The 23,279-nt window shown below is 74.4% G+C and carries 21 protein-coding genes; 12 read left to right on the forward strand and 9 right to left on the reverse strand.

The genetic code is table 11. The annotated features are described in order from the left end of the window. Positions 1 to 275: 275 nt before the first annotated feature. Together argE and ANAE109_RS03140 are read right to left on the reverse strand one after the other, a co-directional pair. On the reverse strand, positions 276 to 1,391 hold the full coding sequence (argE, locus tag ANAE109_RS03135; protein ID WP_041448093.1) for an acetylornithine deacetylase: 1,116 nt from the start codon (positions 1,389 to 1,391) through the stop codon (positions 276 to 278). Positions 1,392 to 1,449: 58 nt separating this feature from the next. Further along, a complete protein-coding gene (locus ANAE109_RS03140; protein WP_041448094.1) occupies positions 1,450 to 2,880 on the reverse strand; it encodes a formimidoylglutamate deiminase in 1,431 nt (476 codons plus the stop codon). A 34-nt stretch (positions 2,881 to 2,914) separates the two neighbouring features. Between ANAE109_RS03140 and dapF the strand changes: the two genes are divergently transcribed. The 4 genes from dapF to ANAE109_RS03160 are packed head-to-tail and all read left to right on the forward strand — an operon-like array spanning position 2,915 to position 7,907. Further along, a complete protein-coding gene (gene dapF / locus ANAE109_RS03145; protein ID WP_011984932.1) occupies positions 2,915 to 3,715 on the forward strand; it encodes a diaminopimelate epimerase in 801 nt (266 codons plus the stop codon). 3 nt (positions 3,716 to 3,718) lie between these two features. Beyond that, positions 3,719 to 5,587, forward strand: a complete 1,869-nt coding sequence (locus tag ANAE109_RS03150) for a response regulator (RefSeq protein WP_011984933.1) — start codon at positions 3,719 to 3,721, stop codon at positions 5,585 to 5,587. A gap of 14 nt (positions 5,588 to 5,601) precedes the next feature. Continuing rightward, positions 5,602 to 7,059, forward strand: coding sequence for a DUF4388 domain-containing protein (locus tag ANAE109_RS03155; RefSeq protein ID WP_011984934.1), 1,458 nt, complete (start codon positions 5,602 to 5,604; stop codon positions 7,057 to 7,059). A 35-nt stretch (positions 7,060 to 7,094) separates the two neighbouring features. Then, positions 7,095 to 7,907, forward strand: a complete 813-nt coding sequence (locus ANAE109_RS03160) for a PhzF family phenazine biosynthesis protein (protein WP_011984935.1) — start codon at positions 7,095 to 7,097, stop codon at positions 7,905 to 7,907. Positions 7,908 to 7,953: 46 nt separating this feature from the next. Here the strand turns inward: ANAE109_RS03160 and ANAE109_RS03165 are convergent, their stop codons facing one another. The 4 genes from ANAE109_RS03165 to ANAE109_RS03180 form a co-directional block, all read right to left on the reverse strand. Further along, positions 7,954 to 8,274, reverse strand: a complete 321-nt coding sequence (locus tag ANAE109_RS03165; protein ID WP_011984936.1) for a hypothetical protein — start codon at positions 8,272 to 8,274, stop codon at positions 7,954 to 7,956. 52 nt (positions 8,275 to 8,326) lie between these two features. After that, positions 8,327 to 8,776, reverse strand: coding sequence for a bacteriohemerythrin (locus ANAE109_RS03170; protein WP_011984937.1), 450 nt, complete (start codon positions 8,774 to 8,776; stop codon positions 8,327 to 8,329). 194 nt (positions 8,777 to 8,970) lie between these two features. Continuing rightward, on the reverse strand, positions 8,971 to 10,395 hold the full coding sequence (locus ANAE109_RS03175; RefSeq protein ID WP_011984938.1) for a pitrilysin family protein: 1,425 nt from the start codon (positions 10,393 to 10,395) through the stop codon (positions 8,971 to 8,973). After that, positions 10,392 to 11,948, reverse strand: a complete 1,557-nt coding sequence (locus ANAE109_RS03180; RefSeq protein ID WP_011984939.1) for an ATP-binding protein — start codon at positions 11,946 to 11,948, stop codon at positions 10,392 to 10,394. The genes ANAE109_RS03175 and ANAE109_RS03180 overlap by 4 nt, the downstream gene beginning before the upstream one ends. A 165-nt stretch (positions 11,949 to 12,113) precedes the next feature. Between ANAE109_RS03180 and ANAE109_RS03185 the strand changes: the two genes are divergently transcribed. Then, positions 12,114 to 12,941 carry a hypothetical protein gene (locus ANAE109_RS03185; RefSeq protein WP_011984940.1) on the forward strand — a complete coding sequence of 276 codons (828 nt, stop codon included), beginning with the start codon at positions 12,114 to 12,116 and terminating at the stop codon, positions 12,939 to 12,941. 62 nt (positions 12,942 to 13,003) lie between these two features. Here the strand turns inward: ANAE109_RS03185 and ANAE109_RS03190 are convergent, their stop codons facing one another. After that, the gene (locus tag ANAE109_RS03190; RefSeq protein WP_234945232.1) at positions 13,004 to 13,675 is read right to left on the reverse strand and encodes a DUF1054 family protein; all 672 of its coding nucleotides are present in this window, start codon (positions 13,673 to 13,675) and stop codon (positions 13,004 to 13,006) included. 54 nt (positions 13,676 to 13,729) lie between these two features. Between ANAE109_RS03190 and ANAE109_RS03195 the strand changes: the two genes are divergently transcribed. The 6 genes from ANAE109_RS03195 (at position 13,730) to ANAE109_RS03220 (ending at position 18,197) form a co-directional block, all read left to right on the forward strand. Beyond that, entirely contained in the window at positions 13,730 to 14,737 is a 1,008-nt protein-coding gene (locus tag ANAE109_RS03195) for a YafY family protein (protein WP_011984942.1), read from the forward strand. Beyond that, positions 14,734 to 15,840, forward strand: coding sequence for a YafY family protein (locus ANAE109_RS03200; protein WP_011984943.1), 1,107 nt, complete (start codon positions 14,734 to 14,736; stop codon positions 15,838 to 15,840). The genes ANAE109_RS03195 and ANAE109_RS03200 overlap by 4 nt, the downstream gene beginning before the upstream one ends. A gap of 187 nt (positions 15,841 to 16,027) precedes the next feature. After that, the gene (locus ANAE109_RS03205; RefSeq protein WP_011984944.1) at positions 16,028 to 16,393 is read left to right on the forward strand and encodes a response regulator; all 366 of its coding nucleotides are present in this window, start codon (positions 16,028 to 16,030) and stop codon (positions 16,391 to 16,393) included. A gap of 488 nt (positions 16,394 to 16,881) precedes the next feature. Beyond that, entirely contained in the window at positions 16,882 to 17,601 is a 720-nt protein-coding gene (locus ANAE109_RS03210) for a hypothetical protein (protein ID WP_143827889.1), read from the forward strand. Between the two features lie 57 nt (positions 17,602 to 17,658). After that, a complete protein-coding gene (locus ANAE109_RS03215) occupies positions 17,659 to 17,913 on the forward strand; it encodes a hypothetical protein (RefSeq protein ID WP_143827890.1) in 255 nt (84 codons plus the stop codon). Then, on the forward strand, positions 17,910 to 18,197 hold the full coding sequence (locus ANAE109_RS03220) for a type II toxin-antitoxin system RelE/ParE family toxin (RefSeq protein ID WP_011984946.1): 288 nt from the start codon (positions 17,910 to 17,912) through the stop codon (positions 18,195 to 18,197). The genes ANAE109_RS03215 and ANAE109_RS03220 overlap by 4 nt, the downstream gene beginning before the upstream one ends. A 103-nt stretch (positions 18,198 to 18,300) precedes the next feature. Here the strand turns inward: ANAE109_RS03220 and ANAE109_RS03225 are convergent, their stop codons facing one another. Further along, the gene (locus ANAE109_RS03225; RefSeq protein ID WP_011984947.1) at positions 18,301 to 19,182 is read right to left on the reverse strand and encodes an NAD(P)-dependent oxidoreductase; all 882 of its coding nucleotides are present in this window, start codon (positions 19,180 to 19,182) and stop codon (positions 18,301 to 18,303) included. Positions 19,183 to 19,356: 174 nt separating this feature from the next. Here ANAE109_RS03225 and ANAE109_RS03230 point away from each other — a divergent pair, with 174 nt between their 5' ends. Then, positions 19,357 to 20,574 (forward strand): NAD(P)/FAD-dependent oxidoreductase, encoded by a 1,218-nt coding sequence (locus ANAE109_RS03230; RefSeq protein WP_011984948.1) that lies wholly within the window; start codon positions 19,357 to 19,359, stop codon positions 20,572 to 20,574. On the opposite strand, the gene ANAE109_RS03235 is transcribed toward ANAE109_RS03230, so the two are convergent. Then, positions 20,575 to 23,247 (reverse strand): ATP-dependent Clp protease ATP-binding subunit, encoded by a 2,673-nt coding sequence (locus ANAE109_RS03235; RefSeq protein WP_011984949.1) that lies wholly within the window; start codon positions 23,245 to 23,247, stop codon positions 20,575 to 20,577. It lies immediately after the preceding gene. Positions 23,248 to 23,279: the final 32 nt, after the last annotated feature.

Here is a 23,279-nt window from a genome sequence, read left to right on the forward strand (position 1 = left end):
TCTTGCGCCCGTCTCGGCGACGGGCTCGTGCGCCTTGCGCCTGCGACGGGCGGACTCCTCGCTGCGCGCCTGCGGCGTACAGAAGAGTACGCCTCGGCGCTTCGCTCGTCTTGCGCCCGTCTCGGCGACGGGCTCGTGCGCCTTGCGCCTGCGACGGGCGGACTCCTCGCTGCGCGCCTGCGGCGTACAGAAGAGTACGCCTCGGCGCTTCGCTCGTCTTGCGCCCGTCTCGGCGACGGGCTCGTGCGCCTTGCGGTACGAAGAGACGCGGCCCGCTACCCGCAGAACCGCTCGATCGCCCGCGTCAGGATGGCCGCCGCCTGCTCGAGCTGCGCGACCTCCACGTACTCGCCCGTGCGGTGCGCCACGCGGATGTCGCCGGGGCCGAACACGCAGGCCTCCGCGCCGAGGCCGATGACCTCGGGGAGCTCGGTGCCGAACGGCACCGTGGTCGCGGCGTTCCCGCTCTCGGCCTGGAGGAAGCGGACGATCTCCGCCTCCGCGGGGGTGACCGCCGCGGCGTCGGTGCGGAGCGGCGTGACCTCCACCTGCACCCGCCCGCCGCTCGACGCGGCGAGCCGCGCGCACGCGTCCTCGAGGAGCCGGAGGGCCTTGCGCGGATCCTGGCCGGGGATGGGCCGCCACTCGTAGGTGAAGCGGCACTCGCCCGCGATGATGTTCCGGGCCTTGCCGCCCTGGATGACGCCCACGTTCCAGGTGGTGTGCGGCGGCGAGAAGGCGCCGTCGGACTCGCCGCGGAGCGCCTCGCCGATCTTCTCGAGCTCCGGGAAGAGCCTCCCTGCCGCGTGGATCGCGGAGGCGCCGACCTCCGGGTAGGCGCTGTGCCCCTCGAGCCCGGTGAGCACCACCTCCACCGCGCAGTAGCCCTTGTGCGCGCGCACCGGCGTGAGCGACGTCGGCTCGCCCACGATGGCGTGGCGCGGGTGGACGCGACCCTCGGCGAGGAGCCGCTTCGCGCCGAGGCAGCCGATCTCCTCGTCCGCGGTGAAGAGGAGCGTGAGCGGCAGCCGCGCGGGCCGCGAGCGGGAGGCGGCGACGAGCGCGGCGGCGAGGAAGCCCTTCGTGTCGGCCGCGCCGCGCCCGTAGATGCGCCCGTCGCGCTCCGCGCCCGTGAGCGCCTCCTCCCAGGCCGGATCGAACGGCACGCAGTCCGAGTGGCCGACGAGCGCGAGCCCGCCGCCCGCCTCGGGGCCGCGCCGGCACACGAGGTTGCCCTTCTCGACGCCGCTCGCGTCGAGCCAGCTCTGGCGGCGGGTCTCGAACCCCAGCGCCCGCGCGTCGCGCTCGAGCAGGTCGAGCACCGGCAGGTTGGAGCGCGTGGAGGTGGAGTCGATCGCGATGAGGGACCGGAGGAGCGGGACGAGTTCCATGGGAGGGGAGCCTAGACGAGGCGCGAGCGTCGCGCCGTCCTTCTCGCGGCGCATGGGGTCACGCCCCGCCCCACAGCCGGGCCATCACCCCACGGAAATCCGCGAGGATGCGCTCGGCAGGCACCCGCCCGGGCGCCGTGGCGCCGCCGGTCACCACCGGCTCGCCGGCGACGTGGACGGAGCGGATCGCGGTGCGCGCGGCCGCGAACACCACCGTGGAAAGGAACGCCTCCGTCCCGCGAGCTCGTGCTTGGACGGGCTCGGCACGAGTGGACAGGTCTGCGCCCGCGATCGACGGGTCGTCGAGGTCGAGCGCGACGAAGTCGGCCGGCTCACCCGGGGCGAGCGTCCCGCCGGCGAGGCCGAGCGAGGCCATGCCGCCCGTCGTGGCGGCGCCGAAGAGGCGCGCCGCGAGCGTGCCGGGGGGATCGTCGAGCACGTTCCGCTCCCCGCGCACGAGCCGAAGGTGCAGCTCGAGCGCGCGTGCCTCCCCGAGCAGATCGATCTCCACGAGCGAGTCCGCCCCGAGCGCGAGCCGCGCGCCGGCCGCGACCAGCCGGTCGGCGGGGACCACCCCGTCGCCGAGGTTCCGCTCGGTGAGCGGGCAGGCGCACACCGTCGAGCCCGCCGCGCCGATGGCGCGGACGTCGGCGTCGTCGAGGTGGATGGCGTGGACGAGCGTCGTCCCGCGGTGGAGCGCGCCGGCGCGGGCGAGCAGCGCGACGGGCGAGACGCCGTGCTCGGCGCGGCAGGCGGCCACCTCCGCGGGCTGCTCGGCGGCGTGGACGTGAAGCGGGAGCCGCCGGCGGCGCGCCTCCGCGGCGAGCGCGGCGAGCCACGGCTCGGGGCAGGCGCGGACGCTGTGCGGCGCGATCCCGACGGAGACGAGGGGGTCGCCGGCGAGCGCCGAGGCCAGCTCGTCGAGGCCGGCGAGGTAGGCGTCCTGAGAGGGCTCCACGAAGCGGCGCTGCAGCGGGTCGGGCGCGAGCCCATGGCCCGCGCGCGCGTACGCCGCGCGCAGCAGCACGATCCGCAGCCCCACGTCGCGCGCCGCCCGCACCACCCGCAGGGCCAGCTCGGCGGGCTCGGCGTAGGGGCGCCCGGCGGGATCGCGGTGCAGGTAGTGGAACTCGCCGACACAGGTGACGCCCGCGCGGGCGAGCTCGTGGAACGCCATCCGCGCGACCGCCTCGAGGTCGTCCGGCCCGAGCAGGTTCGCCGCCTCGTACATGGCGGCGCGCCAGCTCCAGAAGTCCTCGCGGCCGCCGCCGCGCCGCTCGGTGCGCCCGCGGATCGCGCGCTGGAAGGAGTGCCCGTGCGCGGACACGAGGCCGGGGAGGATCGCCTGCCGCGGCAGCGGCACGAGCTCGGCGCCGGGGAGCGGCTCGCCCACGGCCACGACCGCGCCGCCCTCGACCGAGAGCGCAGCGCCTGCGCGCAGCTCGCCGCCGGCGAGGAGCAGATCGGGCAAGTAGGCGCGCGGCGGCACGGGCAAGGGTTCGTGAGCGGGAGGGCGGCGCGTTATGATGCACGGCGTGCCGCTCTCCTTCGTGAAGTACCACGGGCTCGGGAACGACTTCATCGTCGTGGACGGGCCCCTGATGGATCCGGACCGTGCCCGGCGACTGTGCGACCGGCGGCGCGGGATCGGCGCCGACGGCGTGCTCACCGTGCTCCCCCCCAGGACCTCGGGCGCCGCGGCGACCATGCACATCTTCAACTCCGACGGCTCGGTCGCCGCGATGTGCGGCAACGGCGTCCGCTGCGTCGCCCGCCACCTCGCCGAGACGCGCGGCCTCTCGGGCGCGCTCGTCATCGACACGGACTCCGGCCCGAAGCGCTGCGTCGTGCACCGCACCCCGGCCGGCGTCCCCTCGGCCGTGTCCGTGGAGATGGGGCCGGCGGCGGTGCAGGGCGACGAGGAGCTCCGGGCGGGCGGCGAGACGGTGCGCGCGGTGCGCGTGTCGATGGGCAACCCGCACGCGGTGCTGTTCGACACGCCCACCCGCGAGCGCGCGAGCGCGATCGGCCCGCTGCTCGAGCGCGCCGTGCCGGGCGGCGTCAACGTCGGCTTCGCGCGCCCGGGTCCCCATGGCATCGACCTCGTGGTCTGGGAGCGCGGCGCGGGGCTCACCGACGCCTGCGGGACGGGCGCGTGCGCCGCCGCGGTCGCCTCGGTCCGCGCGGGCGCGGTGAAGGCGGAGACGCCCGTCGAGGTGCGGCTCCCCGGCGGCGCGCTGGAGATCACCGTGGGCGCGGATCTCGTCCGCGTCACGATGCGCGGCCCCGCAGCGCGGGTCTTCGCCGGCGAGACGGACCTCTAGGGCATGGCGACCGGCCGGATCCTGGTCGTCGACGACGAGCGGCTCTACCAGGAGCTGTTCCGCGACGCGCTCGCGGGCGCCGGGCACGCCACGCGCACGGCGTCCTCCGCCGAGGAGGCGCTCGCGCTGCTCGCCGACGAGCGCTTCGAGCTGCTCGTCACCGACATGGTCATGCCCGGCCTGGACGGCGTCGGCCTCGTGCGCGAGGCGAAGCGGCGCGATCCGGATCTCGAGGTGGTCGCCGTGACCGGGCGCGAGGAGGTGCGCCTGGCGGTGGAGGCCATGAAGGCCGGCTGCGCCGACTTCCTCACGAAGCCGCTCGAGCCGGAGGAGCTGGTCGAGATCGCGGAGCGCGCGCTCGGAAGGGTCCAGCTGCGCCGCGAGCACTCCAAGCTCGTCAGCGAGAACCTCGACCTCACGCGCGCGCAGGCGCTCTACCGGCAGGGGCTGCAGATCCTCTCCACCCTCGACGGCGAGCGGCTCCAGGACGTGGCGCTCTCCGTGCTCGCGCGCGTCACCGACGCGCAGGGGGCGGCCCTGTGGACCGCCGACGAGCGCGGGCAGCTCCAGCTGCGCGCCTATCGCGGGGTGGTGGATCGCGCCGCGCTGCCCGCCCGCATCGACCCCGCCGGCGAGGAGTGGGCCGAGCCGCTCCGCGGGGGGGCGCCGTTCCAGGTGCCGTTCGCGGGGGCGGGGGAGGGGTTCCTCGTGCCGCTCGTCGCCGACGACGAGCCGGTCGGGGTCGCGCTGCTCTCCGACCGCGCCGCCGGTCCGTTCGGCCCCGAGGAGCACCAGGCCGCCGTCACCATCGCCGACTTCGCCGCCATCGCGGTGAAGAACGCCCGGCGCTTCCAGGCGGTGGAGCGGGTCGGGCTGCGCGACCGCGAGACCGGCGCCTACAACCTCGCCTACTTCGTGGACTACGCGGGCAAGGAGTTCTACAAGGCCCGCCGCTACGCGCGCTCGTTCTCGCTCGTGGTGCTGTCGCTCGACAACGCCGAGCAGATGCGCAAGGAGGCGGGCCGCGAGCCCTACCGGCGCGCGGTGCGCGACCTCGTCGCCGCGGTGGCGCGCGTCGGCCGCGACGCGGACATCCTCGCCAAGGTGTCGGAGAGCGAGTACTACGTGCTGCTCCCCGAGACCGATCACTTCGGCGCCCTCATGTTCCTCCGCCGCGCGGTGGACGAGGTGCGGCGCGAGGACGCCATCCAGCGCGTCGAGGAGCGCTGCCCGGTGCTCCTCTCGATGGGCGCCGCCACCTTCCCGAAGGACGGGGAGGACTTCGACGAGCTGCTCCACTGGGCGCGCGCCCGCATCCTGGAGCAGCGCGGCTCGCTCCTGCGCCGGCTCCACCTCGACGACCTCGACCCCGCCGCCTTCTGGGAGCTCGCGGATCTGTTGCTCTCCGGCTCCTCCCACCTCCCCGAGAGCACCCCCTCGGCCCGCCCGCGCGCCGACGGCGAGCTCCTCGCGGCCGTGCAGCGCGAGGCGGCCCGCGAGCTGGCGCGCGACCCGCGCGCGCGCGGGATGCTCTACGTGGGCGGGCCGGTGGACGCGGGGATCGCGCCGCTGGTGCAGGCGTTGCCGGCCGGCGACGCCCTCGCGCGCGCGGGCGATCCGTCCGCGCGGGTCTACCTGCTCGGCCCGCGCGGGCGCGACGCCGCGTCGGTCGTGCACCCGCTCGTCACCGAGGTCTACCTCGACGGCGACAAGCGCTTCGCCGACCACGGCTTCGTGCTCTTCCTCTCCGAGCACTCCGCCTACGCGCTCCTCACCGGCCCCGGCGGCCGCGTGTTCCACACCGCCGACGCGCCCCTCGTCGACGCGCTGGTGGCGAAGCTCCAGAACCTCTACGACCTGCAGCCCCTGTAGCCCGAGCGCCCGCGATGGCCCCCGCCCGCAAGATCCTCATCGCCGATCCCGACGCCGCCACCGTGCGCGCCCTCGCCCCCGCGCTGCGCCAGCGCGGCTACCAGGTGCACGCCGCCCGAGACGCGTCGCGCGCGCTCCAGATCGCCATCCTGCGCTTCCCCGATCTCGTGCTGCTCGACGAGCGGGCCCCGCTCCTCGACCCGCGAACCTTCGTGCGCATCCTGCGCACGAACCCGCGCACGGAGCGGATCCCCGTGGTCCTCACCGGCGAGAACGTGGACCCGGAGCGCGCCCGGCTCGGCACCTTCCTGCGCAAGCCCTTCAACCTCGACGAGGTGCTCGCGCGCATCGAGCAGATCTTCCGGCGCGTGGACGCCGCGCGCGCGGTGTCGAGCGAGACCCGCGAGATCGAGGGGAACCTCGCGCAGATCCCCATCCCGGACCTCCTCCAGGTGCTCGCCTCCAACCGCAAGACGGGGCGGCTCACGGTGGAGCGCGAGGGGGAGCGCGCGGAGATCGCGCTCGCCGACGGGCGGGTGGTGGACGCCACGATGGGCGCCGCGGTGGGCGAGAAGGCGCTGTGGCGGCTCCTCACGCGGCGCGAGGGGCAGTTCGCCTTCCTGCCCGGCGCGGTGGCCGGGCCGCGGCGCATCGACCGGCGCGTGGAGGAGCTGGTGCTCGAGGGGCTCCGCCAGGCCGACGAGATCGCCCGGCTCCTCCCGGCGCTGCCGTCGCCGCGCGACCTGGTCGAGCTCGCCGTGCACGCGAGCGAGATCCCGGCGGGCCTGCACCCGGTCACCGAGGAGGTGGTGGCGCTCCTCGCCGCGCCGCGCCGCTTCCAGGACGTGGTCGATCGTTGCCGCGCCTCCGATCTCGAGGCCATGCGCGCGTCGCTCGCCCTGCTGGAGCATGGCTACGCGCGGCGCCTCGCGCGGCCCGCGGCCTTCGACGCGCCGCCGCTCCTCGGCGCGGCGGAGCTCCACGCGCTGCGGGCGCGCATCGCGCGCGGGCGCTCCTCGGGCGCGCAGGCGGTGGGGAAGGTGGTCGTGGTCGGCGGGGGCCCGCTCGCGCGCCGCGCCGCGCTGCAGCGCTTCCAAACCGTCCCCGGCTTCCACGCCGAGCCCGACCTGCCCGCCGGCTTCGGCACGCTCGGCCGCGTCACGCTGGGCGAGGGCGTGCGCGTGGACCTGACGGAGCTCCCGGGCGAGCGCGGGCTCCGCCCGCTGTGGCGCCCCTTCGCGGCGGGCGCGGTCGGCGCGCTCGTGCTGCTGCCGGCCGAGGAGGAGGCGCCGCTCCTGGCCGAGCTGGCGAGCGGGCTGCGCCTGCCGGTGGTCGTGTGCGGGCCGTCCGAGGCGTCCGTCCCGGCGGCGCTGCGCGACGGGCCCGGCGGGTTCGCGTTCGAGGGCAACGACCCCGCGGAGGGGCTGCGCGCGCTGCTCGCCGGCGCGGGCGCGCGCGCCGCTTCCTACTGACGACCGGGCCGCGCGGCGCGCCGGAGGAGGTGGTGATGCGGATCCCGATCTGGCAGGTGGACGCGTTCACCGAGCGCGTGTTCGCCGGGAACCCGGCGGCGGTGTGCACCCTCGAGCGCTGGCTCCCGGACGAGACGCTCCGCGCCGTCGCCGCCGAGAACGCCCTCTCCGAGACCGCCTTCCTCGTGCGGGAGGGCGGCGAGGGCGGCGAGTACGCCATCCGCTGGTTCACGCCGGAGGTCGAGGTGGACCTCTGCGGCCACGCCACGCTCGCCTCCGGCTTCGTGGTCCTCTCGGTGCTCGAGCCCGCGCGCGCCGCCGTGACGTTCCGCTCCCAGAGCGGCCTGCTCGGCGTGTCGCGCGGCGAGGGTGGCCGGCTCGTCATGACCTTCCCGCGAAGGGCCCCGGCGCCGGTCGAGCCGCCGCCGCTGCTCGTGGGCGCGCTCGGCCGACGGCCGCTCGAAACGCTCCGCGCCCGCGACCTCGTCGCCGTGCTGGACAGCGAGGACGCCGTGCGCGCCGCCGCGCCCGACCTCGCCGCGGTCGCCGGGCTCGACGCGCTGGGGCTCGCGATCACCGCGCCGGGGAGCCGGGGCGCGGACTTCGTGTCCCGCTACTTCGCGCCCCAGGCGGGCGTGCCGGAGGACCCGGTCACCGGCTCAGCGCACTGCACGCTCGCGCCGTACTGGGCGGCGCGCCTCGGCAAGCGCCGCCTCCTCGCGCACCAGGTCTCGCGCCGCGGCGGCGTGGTCGAGTGCGAGGACACGGGCGAGGCGGTGGTGCTCGCCGGACGAGCGGCCCTCTACCTCACCGGCGAGCTCACCCTGCCGGACGCCGGCTCGCGCTGAGGGACGACGTCTCCCGCCCCGACCGTGAGCCGACAGAAGGAGGTCGCTAGGAGCCGGCAGGCTCGGCCGCGTCGCCCAGGACCGCCCGGACGAGCGGGCTCGTGCAGAGCAGCCGGAACTCGGCGCGGGTGAGCCACGCCGTCCGCGAGGAGCGCTTCCCGCGCAGCACGAGGCGCACGCGCTCCGCCTCGCGCGCGACCGTCGCGGAGGCGCCGGCGGACAGGTCGCGCTCGAGCGAGCGGAGGTGTCGGTGGATCCGCAGGGCGCGCTTGCCCTCGGGCGAGGAGAGGGCGTGGAAATAGCGGTTCCGGCTGAAGCCCGGGTCCTCCCGGAGCCGCTCGACGGCGCGCGTGACGAAGTCCGGCATCGAGAGGGACGTTAGCACCCGTCCCGCCCAGCCGGCCACCGCTCGCGAGGTGCTACGAGGCTCGCACGGGTGCGCCTGCGCGCTCGGCGATCGCCTGGTCGGACTGCCGGGCGGCGACGAAGCGGGCGAGCGCGTGATCGGTCCCGTACACGTGCTCCTGCAACCAGGCGGTCACCTCGCGCTCCAGGCGGAGCACGAGCCGCGCGGTCGCGCCCTCGGCCGCGAGCCAGCCCGCGAGCGCGTCGATCTGCGCGGCGAAGGCGAGGTGCTCGGCCACGTGGCGCGCGGCGTCCGGGTACTCCACCTCGCGCATGAGCCGCTCCTCCGCCGCGAAGTGATCCGAGACGTGGTGCTGGAGGAACGCGATCAGGCGGGACGCCTCGCTCCGGTCTCGGGCCAGGATGGCGTCGAGCAGCCGGTCGACGCGACGGAACAGCTCCTCGAGCTGCGCGTCGAGCTCGGCCACGCCGCTCGACAACGCAGAGGTCCACTGGAGCGCCATGAGTTTCCCCCCCGGGCCGCCATGGTCGCGCGACGATCTGACGGAGCGTATGAGCGGCTGCGAGCGATGGCACGCTCCTGGTTGACGGCCATCACGGAGCACCCCGAGAGGAGCGCCGCCGCGGCAGCCAGTCACACGCCTAGGGTGGAGAACGCCCGGCTTCCGATGACCTCTGCTCGGACCGCCTCCCCACGTCAGGTGGGAATGGCGGTGGTCGTGGAGACGATGCGGGACAGCACGGCGCGCTCGCGGCGGCCCGAGGGACCGACGACGACGGCGACGAGGTTGCGGCGTCTGAACGTCTCGGCGGCGACGCGGCGGACGTCGGCGGGCGTGACGCCCTCGACGCGCCGGCAGCGGTCCTCGAAGCTCTCCGGCGCGGAGAGCACCTCGCCGGCGCCGTACCAGCCGGCGAGGTCCGCCGCGCTGTCGAGCGAGAAGGCGAGCGTCATGCGGTGGCGCCGCTGGACCCGCAGGAGCTCCTCCTCCGGCATGGGCTGCTCGGCGAGCGCGCCCAGCACGCGGAGGATCTCCTCGAGGACGCGCGGGAGCTTGCGCGGGGCGCACGCCCCGTCCACGACGGTCATGCCCGCGTCGGCGAACGTGTCGATGCCGGCGTGCAGCGAGTACGCGAGCCCGCGCCGCTCGACGATCTCGAAGGGGAGCCGCGAGGAGAGCCCGTCGTCGAGGATGCGGCGGATGCAGAGGTGCACCGGGTAGTCCGGGTGGCGCTCGGGCGGGCAGGGGAACGAGAGCGAGAACTCGGCCTGCGCGTCGTCGTGCTCGACGAGCTCGAGGCGCGGCCCCTCCGGCCAGGGCGGCGGCGCGAGATCGGTGCTCGGCTTGCCGCGCGGCAGGAGCCCGAGGTGCTCCTCCGCGAGGGCCTCCACCTCGCTCGCGCGCACCGGCCCCGCCACGGCGAGGACGAGGTTCGACCCCGTGTAGAAGCGCTGGTGGTGGGCGCGCACGTCGCGGCGCGCGAGGCGCCGCACGATCTGCGGCGTGCCGGCGATCTTGTAGCCGAGCGGGTGGTCCCCGAAGACGATCCGCTTCGACAGGTTGTCGGGGTCGATGTCGCGGCCGTCGGCGTCCACCTCGTCGAGGATCTCCTCCAGGATCACCTCGCGCTCGACGTCCATCTCCTTCAGCAGGGGCCGGCGGATGAGGTCGCCCAGGATGGCGAGGCCGGTGCCCACCTCGTCCGGGTGGATGGGCGTGTAGTAGCAGCCGTGATCGCGGGCGGTGATGCCGTTGAGGCTCCCGCCGGCGCTCTCGACCGCGGCGTTCATGGCGACCGTGTCCGGCCAGGCCAGCGAGCCGCGGAAGAACAGGTGCTCGAGGAAGTGCGAGACTCCGTTCCGGGCCGCCGTCTCGTGCCGGGAGCCCGCCCGGACGTAGAGCGCGATCATCGCGGAATGCAGCCCCGGGGCCCCCGCGGTGAGCACCCGCAGCCCGTTCGGCAGCACGGCGCGGTGCACCTCGCCCCAGTTCTCGCGCGGGCGCCTGGGGCGCGCCGCGACGCGCTGGCGGGAATCGCCGGCGCGGATCAACGCGCCGGTCGCCTTCTGCGGGAGCAGCTTCCGTCGCTTTCGCCGGATCTCGTGCCTCGGGTGCCTCATCGCGTGCTGGCCGCCTCCACCGGCCCCTCCATCGGTTCGTCCGCCGCCGCCGGCAGGCGGACGACGAACGTGGTCCCTTGCCCGACCGTGCTGTCGCAGCGGATCGAGCCCCCGTGCTCCACGACCACCTGCCGGGTGAACGCGAGGCCGAGCCCGGTCCCGCGCTCCTTCGTCGAGTAGAACGCCTCGAAGATGCGCGTCAGGTCACCTGGGGGGATCCCCCCGCCGGTGTCGGAGACCTCCGCCTCGATCGCGTCCCCCACGCGACGGGTCCGCACCGTGACGGTGCCCCCCGAGGGCATGGCCTCCCGGCTGTTGCGCAGGAGGTTCAGGAAGACGGCGCGGAGCTGCCCCTCGTCCGCCTGCACGGCCGGCAGGCCGGCCGCGAGCGCCCGCTCGAGCTCGATGCGAGCCGCCGCGAGCTCGGGGCCGAGGAAGTCGAGCAGGCCGGAGAGGATCTCGTTCAGGTCCTGGCGCGCCAGGGCCGGCTTGGGGAGGCGCGCGAACCGCAGGTACTCCTCGGCGACGCCGTTCAGCCGGTCGACCTCGCGCGAGATGGCCGAGACGAGCTGGAGCGCCTCGCGGGGCGGGACGTCGAGCTCCGCGAGCTCCTCGGCGAGGAGCTCGGCGTTGAGGCCGATGGCGTTCAGCGGGTTGCGGATCTCGTGCGTGATCTGGGCGGAGATGCGGCCCACCGCGGCGAGCCGCTCGGCCCGCCGCAGCTCGTCCTGCTGCCGGTCGAGCGAGGCCGCCATCGCGTTGAACTCGCGCGCGAGCAGGCCGATCTCGTCCCCGCTGCGGACCGCGACCTGGCGAGAGAGATCGCCCGCCGCGACCGCCTTCACGCCCTCGGTGAGCGTCTGGATGGGCGCGAGGAGGCGCTGCGAGAGCAGGGCCGCGCCGACGCCGATGCCGAGCGCGATGAGCGAGTAGATGACGATGAGCGCGACCGTCCGGCCCTCCGAGCGCTCTGCCGCCCGCACGCGGTCGGCGATCTGGCTCTCCAGGGCCACCTGCAGGAGCTTCACGTCCAGTGAAAGACCCTTCTCGAGCTGCCGGACCTCCTGCGCGCGCGCCTCGAAGGCGGCCGCGGTGCTCGGGTCCTGGCCCTCGCCCGCCTCCAGCGCGTCGAAGAGCGCGCGGGCCTTCCCGTCGTACTCCGACCAGCGCGCCCCCAGGGCCTGAAGGCGGCCCTCGACGTCCTGGAGGAAGCGCGCGTCGTCCTCGCGGGCGAGCAGCCGCGCGTCGGCCACCACCCGCTTCGCCTCCTCGATCTTCTCCCGGACGAGCGCCGGGAAGTGCGCCCGCGCGACGGGGAGGTAGGCCTGCCTCGCGGAGCGGTCGAGCGCCCGGGCCTCGAGGGCGCGGGCGGCGACCCAGTCCTTCGTCTCCAGCTGGGCGGCGATGCGGGTCAGCGGCAGGTAGCCGGAGGAGAGCAGGCGGAGGTCCCGCCGTGCGTCGTGCAGCCGCACGATCGCGAACACGGCCACGGCGCCGAAGGCGGCGAGGGCCACCGCGAAGGTGAGGAAGATGCGGGTGGCGACGCGGCGCATGGGAGGGGGGCGAATCCTAGCGCGGTGCGGCCCCGCCGCCCCGCCGAATCGTTCCTAACCCCCCGCCCCGGCGAGCGCCCGTGGTGAGCGCCTGCCCGCGCCGCTCCTTCCCAAGATGCGCGGAGGTCTGTTAGTTACCGGGACCTCCACCGGAGCACATCTCCCATGACCGGACTCTTCGCCTTCCTCGCCCTCCTGGGCGTCCTCGCAGCCGTCGGCTTCTTCCTCTCCGCCCGCACCGCGCGTGCCGAGCTCGCCGCCCGAACGGGCGACCGCGCCAGGCTCGAGGCCGACGCGGAGGCGGCGCGCAAGGCGGCGCAGGACGCCAGGGCGGAGGCGAAGAAGACGCGGGACGAGGCGAGCGCGCTGCGGGCGGATCTCGAGCGCGCGAAGAAGAAGGCCTTCGAGCAGCAGGAGGCCGCGCGCCGCGCCGGCGGCGCCCCCGCGCTGCGCGAGGAGATCGACAAGCTCGCCGCGCGTCTCGCGGAGGCGCGCGCCGAGGCGGGGCACCAGGCCGAGCGCGCCCGCGCCCTCGACGCGGAGCTGCAGAGGGTGAACGCCCAGCTGGAGCGGGCTCGCAGCCGGCCGGTGGAGGCCGCGCCGGCGCCGGCGCCCACGCCCGCCGCGGCGCCAGTCGCGGCGCCCGCCGCCGACGACGGGCGGCTCGCGGCCGAGAAGGACCGTGCCGACAAGGCCGAGGCGAAGCTCGCCGAGGCGCGCAAGCGGATCGCCGAGCTGGACCATGATCTCAAGGCCGTCAGGGGCCGGCTCGAGACGGAGAAGCGCGTCTACATGGTGCAGAAGGGCGAGCTCGGGCTCGCCGCCGACCGCTACGCGGAGCTGCGCCGCCGCCACGACTCGCTGCGCAAGGAGCACGAGGAGCTCGTCGAGGCCGTCCGGCAGGCGGCGCGCGAGGAGCGCCGCCTCGCCGAGGCCGGCGCCGCGAAGGGAACGGGCGGGGGGAACGAGCCCGCCGGCGGGACCGCCGCGTAGCGGAAACCCCGTTCGCCCGTAGCCTCACCGCAGGCGAGGCGGGGTCGAGGGGACGCCGCCGCTCAGGTGCGCGGCGCTTCCTCGGACGCGTTCGCGAGCAGCTTGAACAGCGGGGCGAGGTCGCGGAACACGCCCAGCAGATCGCCGAGCGAGAGGCTCCGCGCCTCCTCGCGCGACCACGCGATGCCCACGTCGAGCCCGTCGGCGCCGGGCGCGAGGTCGTCCGCGAGCTCCTGCCAGAAGGCCGGCGTGTGCGCCGGGGCGAGCTCGGGCAGCTCCTCGAAGTTCCAGTCGTTGAAGCTGCGCAGCTTTCGGAACGGCTTTCCCTTGCGGGAGAGGGCGGGCGCCTCGCGGGTGAGCGCGCGCTGCATCGCCTCGCGGCAGGGGGAGTCGCCCTTCACGCCGACCCGGGCGTGGAGGTGGTCGCGGGTGACGACCACCGCGAGGTACGGCAGGCCGCGGTAGCCCCGGGGGCTCTCGCAGAAGGTCACGAGCGCCTCGTCCTGCGCGACGCCCTTGCGGCGGGCCACCTTCCCCGGGTGCACGAAGAGGCCCCGGCCGGCGACGCGGGACAGCCCGGCCACGCAGTGGTTGCCGATGTCGGCGAGCTTCGGCTGGAGCTTCGCCTCGAGCGCGGCGGAGCGCGCGTCCGGATCGTCGATCTCGAAGAGCCCGAAGTCCGATGGGCCGATGCCGAGGCCTGCCATGAGCGCCCCCAGCGCGTTTGGGCGCACGATCCTATCACACGTTGACTGGCCGGGCGGCGTGGGCCTAGGTTCTGCCCTCCGATGCAGAAGGACCAGCGGCTCCTCGACCTCGCGGCGCTCCTGCTCAAGGCCGCCGAGCCCGTCTCCTGGCGCGAGATCCAGGAGCAGTTCCCCGAGGACTATGGGGGGAGGGGCGAGGCCGCGATCCGCAAGTTCGAGCGGGACAAGGCCGAGCTGCTCGAGCTCGGCATCCCGGTCCGCTACGCCGCAGGGGACGAGGACCTCCCCGCCGGCTACCTGATCGAGCGGGACGAGTTCTACCTGCCCGACCTCCGGCTTCCCCCGGAGGACCTCGCCCTCCTCTACCTCGCCGGCTCGGCCGCGCTCGCGAGCGGGACGTTCCCCTACGCCCGAGACCTCGCGCACGCCCTCAACAAGCTCTCCTTCGCGGCGCGCGCGCCCGGGGCCTCGGAGGCGGCCGGCCTCGCCGCGCGCCAGCTCTCCGCCCCGGACGACGGCGAGGGCATGGACGCGGCGGCGCGCGTCGAGGAGCTCTCCCGCGCCATCGCCCACGTGAAGCGCGTGCACCTCGTGTACCTCGGCGCGGAGCGGCGCGAGACGACCGAGCGCGACGTGGATCCGTACGGTCTCTTCCAGCGGGGCGGCGCCTGGTTCCTGGCGGGCTGGTGCCACCTGCGCCGGGCGATCCGCACGTTCCACCTCTCGCGCATCGTGTCGCTCGCGGTGAACGCGTCCGCGCCGCGCACGCGGGACTTCGTGCCCCGCGGGGACTTCTCGCTCGCCGGGTTCGCCACCCGCGAGACGTGGGAGTACGACGTCCACGCCCCGGTCCGCTGCCGCATCCGCCTCGACCCGCCGGTGCCGGCCGAGGTGCTCGCCTCGTTCGGGCCCCGGGCGAAGCTGCTCGAGGACGGCGGCGCCACGGTGGTGGAGGTCGAGGCGACCAACGAGGAGGGGCTCCTGCGGCACGTGCTCGCGCTCGGGGACCGCGCGGAGCTGCTCCAGCCCAGGCCGCTGCGCGAGAAGGCGCGCGCGGTGCTCGCCGGGATCGAGCGGAGGCTCGCGTGACGCCGGCGCGCCGCAAGAGGGCGGAGGGCGCGCCAGGCGCCACGGGCGGTGCCCGGTCCGGGCGCGCCGCGCCGCGCTCCGCCAAGCGCGAGGCCGCGGCGGACCCCGCCAAGCCCGCGCCGTCGCCGGCGAAGTCGGCGCCCAGGCCCGCCACCGCCGCGCCCAGGCACGACCCGCGCGATCGGCTCCGCCGCGTCCTGTTCCTCGTCCCCTACGCCGTGCGCCACCCCGGGATCCCGGTGAAGGATCTCGCGCGCCGGTGCGGGTGCACGGAGAAGGAGCTGCTCGCGGATCTCGACTTCCTCCTCGAGGTGGGGTCGCCGCCCTTCGCGCCCGACGACTTCCTCGACCTGTACGTCGAGGGCGATCGCGTCTACGTCGCGCTGCACCAGAGCTTCTCGCGCCCGCCGCGCTTCACGGAGAGCGAGGCCGCCGCGCTCGCGGCCGCCGCCCAGGCGCTCGGCGGCGAGGGGCGCGAGCGCTCGGTGAAGGCGCTGCGCGACTCGGTCCCGCGCGATCGGCGGGCCAGCTTCGACGAGCTCGTCGGGCGGATCTACGCCGGCGCGCCGCCCGCGCCGCAGTCGGTGCTGGGACGGCTCCAGCGCGCCATCGCCGAGCGCCGCGCCGTGCGGCTCGCGTACCACTCCGCCTCGCGCGACGCCGAGACCGAGCGCGTGGTCCACCCCTACACGCTCGCCCAGCGCTTCGGCCACTGGTACCTCTACGGCCACGACTCCGCGCGGGGGAAGGCGCTCGCGTTCCGGCTCGATCGGATCCGCTCCTGCGAGGTGACCGACGACCGGTTCGACCCGCCGTCCGAGGCGGAGCTCGCGCGGGCGCGGCTGTTCTCCGAGGCGCAGGGCGAGCCGGTCCGGATCCAGCTCGGGCCGCTCGCCGCGGCCTGGGCGCTCGCCCGGCCCGGCGTCCGTCTCGTGAGCCGGACCGAGAAGGGCGGGGCGGTGGTGGAGCTCCCGGGCGCGAGCGACGAATACGGGACCCGCTACGCGCTCTCGCTCGGTGGGGACGCCGAGGTGGTCGCGCCGCCGTCGGCGAGGCGTCACTTCGAGGACGCGGTGCGGCGGACCCTCGCCCGCTACCGGTAGCCGCCGGGATTCCCTTGCGCCTTCGGCCGTCTGGGCGGGGTCCCGGCACCCCCCGGTGAGACGCCGAGACTCGCTCGCGGCCTACCCTGGGTTCCGTCAGACCACCTCGTCACCCGCGAGAACCGGGCGATTTCGCGCGGCACGCGAGGCGCATCGCCGCGGTACGGCCGCTCCGGCCGGAGGTGCCTTGGCTCGCGTCCTCATCGTCGACGACACCGACATCGTGCGCCGCGCGCTGGAGCTCGCGGTGCGCCGGATGGGGCACGCCGCCGTGTCCACCTCCGACGCGGTCGAGGCGCTCGCCCTCGCCCGCGAGCAGCCCCCGGACCTGGCGCTCGTCGACTTCCGCATGCCGGGAATGGACGGCGCGGCGCTGTTCCACGCGCTGCGCGAGTCGCTCGGCGAGCGCTGCCCCAAGATCCTGTTCGTGTCGGCCACCCCGCCGGACGAGGTCGCGCGCGAGGTCGAGCGGATCGGCCGGCCGGCGGGCTACGTGAAGAAGCCGTTCCACCTGGACGACCTGGTGAAGATGGTGGGCGAGGCGCTGGCGTAGGCCGACTAGGCCGACTCATGATCGTCGCCGTGCTTCGTGGAATGATAGCCGTGCTCGCTTGCGCGATCCTGAGTTCGGGTCGGGGGGCGGTGGCGATGCGGTGTGAGCCGAGAAGATAGCCATCGGCCTTGTTAACCCGAGTCGGCCGCATCACGAAATTCAAAGGAAAATCGCATTTGGTATTCACTACTCCTCTGGGAGCGTACTGGCGGCGATGACCACCTCAAAGACCGTGAGGTGGTTCGCTGCTGGGGTTGGGATATTCATTTCAGGTCTAGTCCTCCAGGTGTATGGCTCGATGCTCGCGGCATTGTTGTCGTCGGTGTGTGAGTCGTCTTCGCTGTCTGACCCAAGTCCCAGTGTCGAGTTCCGAGTTATTGGACGCTCGCGGGATGGATTGCGATTGCTGCCGGTCTTGTGGTGATCGCTTGGAGAGCCGTTCATCTCTTGCAGGTGGCGAGGAGCCGGGAGAATACCGGGAAGGAAACGTGACGAGCCTCGCCGAGACTTCCCGTGGAACGCGGTCGGCTCGGGTAGTGAGCGTGTTGGGCGGCACAGGCCTCCAACTGCTGAGGCGGCTCGACACGCTGCTCGCCGCAGCGTTGCTCGCCTTCGGGTTGCGGGTGATCCCCGACAAGTGGTTGTGCGGGGAGGTGACGTGCCGGGCGCCACGTGATGCCGTGATGATGGCGCTGTTCACCATCACCGTTGCGTTGGCGATCGCGTTCGTCTTCTGGCGTGTCACCCGCCGATGGTGGGAGCGCGTGCTCGTGCTCGTGGCTGCGGCGTACGTGAGCAATCAACTCCCGGTGTGGCTTCGGCGACACGGGAGCTGGAACATCACCAGGGAGAGGGGCAGTCGCTGTGAAGTGACGTACGGCATGCGGCAGGACGAAGTTCGCCGTCGGTGCGGGGCCCCGACCTACTGGTGCGAGGGACCGAAGCACCTCGAGCCCCTGAACCAATGGAATCCTGTTGCTCCTTCTCGTGTGCTCGTTCAGGGGCGATGTCTACGGAGATCGCTTGATCACCTACGGCTGCGCGGGCGGAGTCGACAGCGTCAGGGCCATCTCCCGGGATCCCCCGGAGAAGACGCGGCCAGCAGGCTGCGTGTCCTGGGGACGGTGAGGCGCGCGCGTCGGTGGAAGCGCGCGCTAACCTGGCTGCGCCTCGGAAAGCTCAAGGATCTCGTCGGCGGGAAGGCCTGACGGTCCGTCCTGGGCGAGCCGTGGCCGTGGCAACGGAGGGAGACTAGAATGGGATCGATGCGGGCGCTCAAGGCACACGTGAGGGGCGGACGGCTCGTCCTCGACGAGCCCACCGACCTGCCGGAGGGCGAGGACGTCGAGCTCGTGCCTCTCGACGACGTGCTTGCGAGCGGCGGAGACTACCTCGACGACGATGAGCGCCGTCGGCTGCACGAGTCGATAGAGCGCGGGGTCGAGGACGTGCGCGCCGGGCGCACCGTCGACGCCGAGCAGGTGATCGCGAAGCTGCGCGCGAGGAACGCCGGCCGGTGAAGGTCGAGCTCTCGGCCGAGGCCCAGGCACAGATCGACCGGATCGACGCGTGGTGGCGGGAGAACCGTCCGGCTGCGCCGAACCTCTTCGCGGAGGAGCTCGAGGCGGCGCTCCGCACGCTTGCCGAGACGCAGGCGGTGGCGATGCGCTACGCGCCGAAGCCAGGCGTGCGTCGCCTGCTTCTCAGGCGCACACATCACCATCTGTACGTCATCGAGGAGGCGGCGAGGGTGTACGTCATCGCCGTCTGGAGCGCCTACCGCGGCCGGGGCCCGCGCCTGTAGCCCGCGGCGCAGCGCTTCGCCGAGCGTGCTACGCTCCGCGCGCCGTGGAGCTCGCGGCCGGCGCCAGCCACTTCCCTCTCTTGCGGGCGAGCTTCACGAGGACCTACGTCTTCGCCACCCACTCGAAGAACAGCTCCGCGACCGCCGCGATGTCCTTGTCCGCGCGGCCGCTCTGCGCGGCGTCCGCGAAGACCCGGCGCACCGTGTCGTTCACCGGGGTCTTCGCGCCGAGGTCGGCCGCGGCCTCCTGGGCGAGGCGCTGGTCCTTCTCGGCGAGCGCGATGGCGAAGCGCGGCGCCCAGTCCCTCCGCTCCACGAGCTCGCCCTTCATCAGATAGAGCGGCGAGTGGAAGGAGGACGCCTGCAGCACCTCGACGAGCTTCGCGACGGGGACCCCGCCGGCCTGGCCGAGGGCGAGCGCCTCGCCGAAGCCCGTGATCATGGCGCCGCCGATGGCGTTCACGCAGAGCTTCATGAGCGCGGCCTGGGCCGCGTCCTCGAGCTCGAAGATGCGGGCCGACACCGCGTGCAGCGCGGGCCGGGCGCGCTCGCGCGCCACCGCCGGGCCGCCGGCCACCAGCACGAGCTGCGCCTGCTCGGCCGCCGAGCGCGAGCCCAGCACCGGGCAGGCCACGAAGCCCGCGCCGCGCGCCGCCGCGCGCTCCGACACCGAGCGGGCGGCGCGGACGCCGGCGGTGCTCATGTCCACCAGAACGTCGCCGTCGCGGAGCGCCTCGAGCACGCCGTCCGGCCCCTCGAGCACGGTGTCGAGCGCCTTCTCGTCCGAGACACACGTGATGACGAGGTCTCGCCCGGTCGCGCACTCCCGCGCCGACCCCGCGAGCTTGCCTCCCTTGGAGACGATGTGGGCTGCCTTCGACGGCGTCCGGTTCCAGACCGTGAGGTCGTGACCGGCCTTGCGGAGGTTGTTCGCGATGGGCTCTCCGATCGTCCCGAGCCCGACGAACCCGATGCGGAGTCGCATGGAGAGACCTCTAACTCATCGCGCAGGAACCGGCCAACGTCACGGAAGCGGCGTCCACCCCGGTCCGCCAGGTGCGGCCAGGAACCCCTGGCGCGTCGCGGCGTTGTCTGCGAGGCTCCCGCCGAGGCGCCTGCGGCGACGGGCGCGATTCACTCGAGGTCAGGAGCGCGCGGAATGGCCAGAGCGGACGTCATCGTGGTCGGCGGGGGGGTGAGCGGGCTCGGCTTCGCGTGGAAGGCGGCGCAGGCCGGCAGGAAGGTCACGGTGCTGGAGCGCGAGGCGCGCATCGGCGGCTGCCTGCACTCGCACCGCCGTCCCGACGGCTACTGGTTCGAGATGGGCGCCCACACCGCCTACAACAGCTACGGCGCGATGCTCGACATCGTGGTCGGCGCCGGGATCGAGGACCAGGTGAAGGAGCGCGGCCCCGCGCGGGCGCACTTCGGCCTGCTGCGGGGCGGCGAGTACCGCTGGCTCACGCCCCCCAAGATCCTCATGCAGCTGAACTGGCTCGAGGCGGCCGCCCACTTCCCCTTCAACTTCCTGCGCGCGAAGGGGGGCGAGACGGTCGCCTCCTACTACGGGAAGCTGCTCGGGCGCGGGAACTACCAGCGGCTCTTCTCGCCGTTCTTCGCCGCCGTCCCCTCCCAGTCGGCGGACGGCTTCCCGGTGGAGGGCGCGGGCTCGCTCTTCAAGAAGCGCCCGCGCCGTCAGGAGTTCGTGCGCAGCTTCGGCTTCGAGGGCGGGCTGCAGACCGTCTGCGAGGCGGCCGCCGCGGCGCCGAACGTTACCGTGGAGAAGGGCGTGCGTGTCACGCGCCTGGCGACGGGCGGGTCCGGGTTCGTGGCGACCGCGCAGGACGGGCGCACCTGGGAGGCGCCGCTCGCCGCGGTGGCCGCGACCGCCGACGAGACCCCCGCGCTGCTGCGAGACGCCTTCCCCGAGGTCTCCGCTGCCGTCGCCCGGGTGAAGACGGTCGCCCTGGAGAGCGTGGGCGTGGTGCTGCCGCGCGAGCGCTGCTGGATGCCGGAGTGCGCGTTCCTGGTCCCCGTCGGCGACGTGTTCCACTCGTGCGTCACGCGCGATCCCTTCCCCGATCCGCGCCTCCGCGCCTTCGCCTTCCACTTCAAGCCGGGCGTCTCGCGCGACGACAAGCTGAGGCGCGTCTCCGAGGTGCTGCGGGTGCCCGTCGCCGAGCTGGGCGAGCTCGTGGAGCAGCGGCTCGTGCTCCCCTCGCCGGCCCTCGGCCACGATCGCATCGTGGAGGAGATCGACCGCGCCCTCGCCGGGCGGAAGCTCGCCGTCACCGGCAACTACTTCGCCGGTCTCGCCATCGAGGACTGCCTCATCCGCTCCAACGCGGAGTGGGCGCGGGTCGCGGCGGCGGGATAGCTACCGCGGTCCCACGCCGGACCCGGCGTCCGGCCGCTCCGGCTGCGACGGCGGCGCCGGAGCGGGTCGCGGCTCCACCTCGAACCGGAACTCACCCTCGGCGAGGTCGACGCGCAGCCGCGCGCCCTCGCTCACCTCCCCGCGCAGCATCATGCGCGAGATGGGGGTCTCGAGCTCCCGCTGGATGGCGCGGCGCAGCGGCCGCGCGCCGAAGCGCGGCTCGAACCCGCGATCGACGAGCCCGCCGATGGCGGCCGGCGTCACCTCCAGCGTGACGTTCTGCCCGCGGAGCTTCCGGCGCGTGGACTCGAGGAGCCGCTCCACGATCCCGCCCATCTGCTCGCGCGAGAGCGGGTGGAACACCACGATCTCGTCGATGCGGTTCAGGAACTCCGGCCGGAACGCGCCGCGGAGCGCCTCCATCGCCTGATCGCGCATGCTGCGCGCCGCCTCGTCCTCTCCCCGCGTGAAGCCGACCGTGGTCCGGTAGGCGAGAGCGTCGGCGCCGACGTTGGAGGTCAGCACCACGATGGTGTTCTTGAAGCTCACCGTGCGCCCCTTCGCGTCGGTGAGCCGGCCGTCGTCCATGAGCTGGAGCAGCACGTTGAACACGTCGGGGTGGGCCTTCTCGATCTCGTCGAACAGCAGCACCGAGTAGGGCCGCCGACGCACCGCCTCCGTGAGCTTGCCGGCCTCCTCGTACCCCACGTACCCCGGGGGCGCCCCCACCAGCCGCGAGACGGTGTGCCGTTCCTGGAACTCCGACATGTCGAAGCGGATCATCGCCTCCTCGTCGTTGAACAGGTACTCGGCGAGCGCCCGGGCGGTCTCGGTCTTCCCCACGCCGGTGGGGCCCAGGAAGAGGAACGTCCCGATGGGCCGGCTGGGATCCTTGAGCCCGGTGCGGGCCCTGCGCACCGCCTCGGACACCGCGCGGAGGGCCTCCTCCTGCCCGACGACGCGCTTCTCCAGGGCGCGCTCCATCTCGAGCAGGCGCTGCATCTCCTCCACCCGCAGCTTCTCGGCGGGGATGCCCGTCCACTCCGACACGACGTGCGCGACGTCCTCGGGCCCGACCGACGGCTCGTGCGTGGAGCGCTGCTCGCGCCAGCCCTTGCGCAGCTCGCCGAGCTGCGCCTTCAGCCCGTCGAGCTCCTTCTTCACCTCCGCCGCCTCCGCGTAGCGCTCGGCGGCGACCGCCTCGGCCTTGTCCTTCTCGCGCTGCGCGACCCGCCCCTCGAGCTCGGCCAGCCGGTCCGGACCGCTCGCCGCGGAGAGCCGCACCATCGCGGCGGCCTCGTCCATGAGGTCGATGGCCTTGTCCGGGAGGAAGCGATCGGTGACGTAGCGATCGGACAGGTCCACCGCGGCGGTGAGCGCCGCGTCGGTGATCTTCACGCGGTGGTGCGCCTCGTACGCGTCGCGCAGGCCGCGCAGGATCTCGAGGGCCTGCTCCGCGGTCGGCTCCGAGACCAGCACCGGCTGGAAGCGACGCTCCAGCGCGGCGTCCTTCTCGATGTGCTTGCGGTACTCGTCGAGGGTGGTGGCGCCGAGCGCCTGCAGCTCGCCGCGGGCGAGGGCGGGCTTGAGGAGGTTGGACGCGTCCATCGCGCCCTCGGCGCCGCCCGCGCCGACCACGGTGTGGATCTCGTCGATGAAGAGGACGATCTTCCCCTTCAGCTTGCGGATCTCGTCCATCAGGCCCGTGAGCCGCTGCTCGAAGTCGCCGCGGAAGCGCGTGCCGGCGAGCATGCCCCCGAGGTCGAGGGCGAGGACGCGCTTGTCCCGCAGGACCTCGGGGACCTCGCCCGCGACGATGCGCTGCGCGAGCCCCTCGGCGATGGCGGTCTTGCCCACCCCCGGCTCGCCCACGAGGACCGGGTTGTTCTTCGTCTTGCGCGACAGGATGCGGATGACGCGCTCCACCTCGCGCTCGCGCCCGATCACCGGGTCGAGCTCCCCCGCCTTGGCGAGCGCCGAGAGGTCGCGGGAGAAGCGGGCGAGGTTCGGCGGCAGGTCGGTGCGGCGCGGCGGCGCGCCGGCGCCCGGCTCGGTCGCGGCGCCGCCCCCCTGCAGCCTCGCCTCCAGCGCGCGCGGATCGACCTCGCGGAGGAACTGCGCCGCGAAGCTCTCGCCCTCCGCCACGATCGCCGCGAGGAGGTGCTCGGGGCCGATGAAGTCGTGACCCAGCTGCGCCGCCTGCATCCGCGCGACCTGCAGCACCCGCTTCATGCCGGACGAGAGGCCGACCTGCTCCGCCTCGCGCGGCGCGCCGCGGGGGATCGCCTGCTCGAGGCGCGACTCGTACTCCTCCACCGCGACCCCGGCCGCGGCGAGCGCCTCGCGCAGCTCGGGCACCTCGCGCAGCAGCGCGAGCAGGAGGAAGTCCACGCCGACCCGCGGCTGGCCCCACGCGAGCGCCTCCTGCGCGGCGCGCTGCAGGACCCGCTGCGCCATCTCGGACAGGCGTCCGAGCATCCCCTCGCGACCGCGCAGGCGGGGCCCGAACAGCCCCTCCATGAGGCTCTCCACCGAGGCCGCCCCCGCGCCGGAGGCCACCGCGCTCGCGCAGTGATGGCAGAGCCGCACCGCGGCCTGACGCCCGTCCACCCGCTGCCGCAGCTCGATCGCCGCCGGCCGTACGCCGCAGTTCTCGCAGAGAATGGTCGCCACGTTCCCCTCCCGCCGGAAACGTAGGCCGCCGC

The organism is Anaeromyxobacter sp. Fw109-5 (genome assembly GCF_000017505.1).
Classification (GTDB): Bacteria; Myxococcota; Myxococcia; order Myxococcales; family Anaeromyxobacteraceae; genus Anaeromyxobacter.

Coding starts and splice junctions, on each gene's coding strand:
- argE (WP_041448093.1), bottom strand. CDS start 1,391: ATGGAACTCGTCCCGCTCCTCCGGTCCCTCATCGCGATCGACTCCACC.
- dapF (WP_011984932.1), top strand. CDS start 2,915: ATGATGCACGGCGTGCCGCTCTCCTTCGTGAAGTACCACGGGCTCGGG.
- ANAE109_RS03150 (WP_011984933.1), top strand. CDS start 3,719: ATGGCGACCGGCCGGATCCTGGTCGTCGACGACGAGCGGCTCTACCAG.
- ANAE109_RS03155 (WP_011984934.1), top strand. CDS start 5,602: ATGGCCCCCGCCCGCAAGATCCTCATCGCCGATCCCGACGCCGCCACC.
- ANAE109_RS03160 (WP_011984935.1), top strand. CDS start 7,095: ATGCGGATCCCGATCTGGCAGGTGGACGCGTTCACCGAGCGCGTGTTC.
- ANAE109_RS03165 (WP_011984936.1), bottom strand. CDS start 8,274: ATGCCGGACTTCGTCACGCGCGCCGTCGAGCGGCTCCGGGAGGACCCG.
- ANAE109_RS03170 (WP_011984937.1), bottom strand. CDS start 8,776: ATGGCGCTCCAGTGGACCTCTGCGTTGTCGAGCGGCGTGGCCGAGCTC.
- ANAE109_RS03175 (WP_011984938.1), bottom strand. CDS start 10,395: ATGAGGCACCCGAGGCACGAGATCCGGCGAAAGCGACGGAAGCTGCTC.
- ANAE109_RS03180 (WP_011984939.1), bottom strand. CDS start 11,948: ATGCGCCGCGTCGCCACCCGCATCTTCCTCACCTTCGCGGTGGCCCTC.
- ANAE109_RS03185 (WP_011984940.1), top strand. CDS start 12,114: ATGACCGGACTCTTCGCCTTCCTCGCCCTCCTGGGCGTCCTCGCAGCC.
- ANAE109_RS03195 (WP_011984942.1), top strand. CDS start 13,730: ATGCAGAAGGACCAGCGGCTCCTCGACCTCGCGGCGCTCCTGCTCAAG.
- ANAE109_RS03215 (WP_143827890.1), top strand. CDS start 17,659: ATGCGGGCGCTCAAGGCACACGTGAGGGGCGGACGGCTCGTCCTCGAC.
- ANAE109_RS03225 (WP_011984947.1), bottom strand. CDS start 19,182: ATGCGACTCCGCATCGGGTTCGTCGGGCTCGGGACGATCGGAGAGCCC.
- ANAE109_RS03230 (WP_011984948.1), top strand. CDS start 19,357: ATGGCCAGAGCGGACGTCATCGTGGTCGGCGGGGGGGTGAGCGGGCTC.